This window comes from Pseudoalteromonas sp. (assembly GCF_041613455.1).
Lineage (GTDB): Bacteria > Pseudomonadota > Gammaproteobacteria > Enterobacterales > Alteromonadaceae > Pseudoalteromonas.
Genome location: NZ_JBFJHD010000301.1, coordinates 1 through 2,884 on the forward strand (window position 1 = coordinate 1; position 2,884 = coordinate 2,884).

The window sequence follows — 2,884 nt, forward strand, 5'->3', positions numbered from 1 at the left end:
TAACACTCTGAGTTGCTCTTGCCTCGCTATGCGTTGCTGTCTGCCGTCTCAGTGGGGTCGCATTATAGGGAGATCCGAAAACAGATCAACCCTTTTTTGAAGAAAACTTAAAATAAATGACTGTTCGCTGGATATTTAAGCGATAACGGCTAAAAAGATAACATATCATTCAATTTTCTAACACTTCGCAGCTTACTTACCGTGTTTTACTACATAACAGCTAAACAATTTTTAAATAAAGACTGCTGCCCCATATGATCAAAGCGATCATCATGGTCAATGCAACGGCTGCGGATCCCATATCTTTTGCTCTGCCTGATAATATATGTCGTTCAGTACTGATTCTGTCGGTTAAGGCTTCAATGGCAGAGTTTAGTAATTCGACGATAAGGATAAGTAATAATGAGCAGATCAATACTACCCAATGTAGTAATGACGAAGCTAACCAAAATGAAAATGGTAGTAAAATAATACTAACGAGTAACTCTTGTCTGAATGCCACTTCTACTTTAAATGCCGCTTTAATACCTAAATAAGAGCATTGGAGTGCTTTAACAATTCGTCGCGCGCCGAGTCCATTTGGTTTTAATACTTGTTTCATTAATTAGTTCGCTACTTTGCTACATTGCGGGCAAAATAAAGCCCCGCATTGCGAGGCTTTACTAGTTACGCTATACCGTATTGATCACGATATGCTTTTACTGCTGCTAGATGCTCATTCATTGTGCCCTGGTTTTCAAGGTAATTAATAAGATCTGCTAGTTTTATTATCGAGATCACTTGCGTATTGAAGTCACGCTCTACCTCTTGGATCGCTGATAATTCTGCGTTGCCTTTTTCTTGACGATCTAATGCGATCAATACACCACTCAACGCTGCGCCTTGTTGCGCTATTATTTCCATTGATTCACGAATAGCAGTACCGGCAGTAATTACATCATCCACCAGCATAATATTACCTTTAAGCTCAGAGCCAACTAATGTGCCGCCTTCGCCATGTGCTTTTTTCTCTTTACGGTTAAAGCAATAAGGTACATCTTTATTATGATGATCAGCCAACGCGACGGCTGTAGTCGTAGCAATAGGAATACCTTTGTAAGCAGGACCAAACAATACATCATATTGTATTGCTGCATCTTCAAGTGCTGCTGCATAAAAACGCCCTAAACGAGCAAGATCGCGACCGGTATTAAACAGACCTGCATTAAAAAAGTACGGGCTAGTACGACCAGATTTTAAAGTAAATTCACCAAATTTTAATACCTGCTTTTCTAAAGCAAACTCAATAAACTCTTGTTGATAGCTTTTCATATCACTAAACCTTCTCGATTATGCTAAAACTTGTTTTTGTATATCAATGATTTCACGTATAGAGTGCTTAGCTAATGTGAGCAACTCATCAAGCTCATCAAACGAAAATGGTTCGCCTTCAGCTGTGCCTTGCACTTCGATAATTTTACCTGTTTCGGTTAAAATCACATTCATATCGGTTTCTGCGGCTGAGTCTTCAATATATTCTAAATCAGTAATTGCTTCGCCTTTATAAATACCTACCGAAATAGCGGCGATCATATATTTAAGCGGATTTGAATTGATCATACCTTTAGCACGCATATGGGTAAGCGCATCAACTAAAGCAACACACGCTCCACTAATAGCAGCAGTACGCGTACCGCCATCAGCCTGAATCACATCACAGTCAATGGTAATGGTGTTTTCGCCCAACGCTTTTAAGTCAACAGCCGCACGCAGTGCACGTGCAATCAGACGTTGAATTTCCATAGTACGCCCGCCTTGTTTACCGCGCGACGCTTCCCGTGCATTACGTGTGTGGGTTGCGCGCGGTAACATACCGTATTCTGCGTTGATCCACCCTTTACCCTGCCCTTTCATGAAACGAGGTACACCCGACTCAACGGTAGCCGTACAAAGTACTTTGGTATTACCAAACTCGACAAGTACTGATCCTTCGGCATGCAAAGTATAATTACGTGTAAATGTAACTGGCCTGATTTGGTTAGCTGTTCTTTCGCTTGGACGCATTGACGATCCCCTTAATTCATAATTTGCGACATTATAGGTATATATAGCAACAGATACCATGCTGATTTACATAAATAGCAGTATGTAAAATAGCCAACGTATTAAATTTTTCCTAGAGCTTAAGTAGTGTTACGGTATAATCATTAGCATATTATATTTTTAAATTTAGGAAACCATCCATGATCCACAGTATGACAGCTTATGCGCGTCGCGAAATAAAAGGCGATTGGGGCACTGGCACTTGGGAAATTCGCTCAGTGAACCAGCGTTACCTTGAGACATTTATTCGTGCACCAGAGCAATTTCGTGGCATGGAGCCGGTTATTCGCGAACGTTTACGCAAACATTTACAACGCGGTAAAGTAGAAGTGTTTTTAAAGTTTGTAGCCAATCCGGCCCATGTTGGTGAGCTATCAATTAACCAAGCCCTAGCTGAGCAATTAATTAACAGTGCTAAATGGGTGCAGCAGCAAAGCAACGGCGACATCAATCCGGTTGATATCTTACGTTGGCCTGGTGTTATGGAAGCTGAAGAACTTGATATGGATAGCGTGAATATTGCGCTTATTACTGGTTTTGACCAAGTGATTGAAGACTTTAAAGCCGCGCGAGGTGACGAAGGCGCTAACTTACAAGAAATGATAGCCACACGTCTTGACGCTATTTTAGCGCAAGTTGCAGTGATAGAAGCTCATATGCCTGACATTATTAAATGGCAGCGTGAAAAGCTAACGCAAAAGTTAGAAGACTTAACGGCCAATATTGACGAATCACGCCTTGAGCAAGAGCTGATTTATTTAGCACAAAAGCAAGATGTTGCCGAAGAGCTAGACCGTTTAAA

4 protein-coding genes are annotated in these 2,884 nt (G+C 41.1%); 1 reads left to right on the plus strand and 3 read right to left on the minus strand.

Going from position 1 to position 2,884, the window contains the following annotated elements:
* Positions 1-220 precede the first annotated feature (220 nt).
* The 3 genes from ABYB02_RS16270 to rph all read right to left on the minus strand — a co-directional run bounded on the left by ABYB02_RS16270 (position 221) and on the right by rph (position 2,043).
* On the minus strand, positions 221-601 hold the full coding sequence (locus ABYB02_RS16270; RefSeq protein ID WP_372763422.1) for a diacylglycerol kinase: 381 nt from the start codon (positions 599-601) through the stop codon (positions 221-223).
* Positions 602-666: 65 nt separating this feature from the next.
* Positions 667-1,311, minus strand: coding sequence for an orotate phosphoribosyltransferase (gene pyrE / locus ABYB02_RS16275; RefSeq protein WP_372763423.1), 645 nt, complete (start codon positions 1,309-1,311; stop codon positions 667-669).
* 18 nt (positions 1,312-1,329) lie between these two features.
* Complete coding sequence (gene rph / locus ABYB02_RS16280) at positions 1,330-2,043, minus strand: ribonuclease PH (RefSeq protein ID WP_372763424.1); 714 nt, start codon at positions 2,041-2,043, stop codon at positions 1,330-1,332.
* 179 nt (positions 2,044-2,222) lie between these two features.
* On the opposite strand from rph, the gene ABYB02_RS16285 reads away from it, so the two are divergent.
* Positions 2,223-2,884 (plus strand): YicC/YloC family endoribonuclease (locus tag ABYB02_RS16285; RefSeq protein ID WP_372763425.1); only part of this gene is annotated, 662 nt, incomplete at its 3' end.

What these genes read in the sequence shown, in the direction of transcription:
- ABYB02_RS16270 (WP_372763422.1), bottom strand. Translation starts at nt 601, where the DNA reads ATGAAACAAGTATTAAAACCAAATGGACTCGGCGCGCGACGAATTGTT.
- pyrE (WP_372763423.1), bottom strand. Translation starts at nt 1,311, where the DNA reads ATGAAAAGCTATCAACAAGAGTTTATTGAGTTTGCTTTAGAAAAGCAG.
- rph (WP_372763424.1), bottom strand. Translation starts at nt 2,043, where the DNA reads ATGCGTCCAAGCGAAAGAACAGCTAACCAAATCAGGCCAGTTACATTT.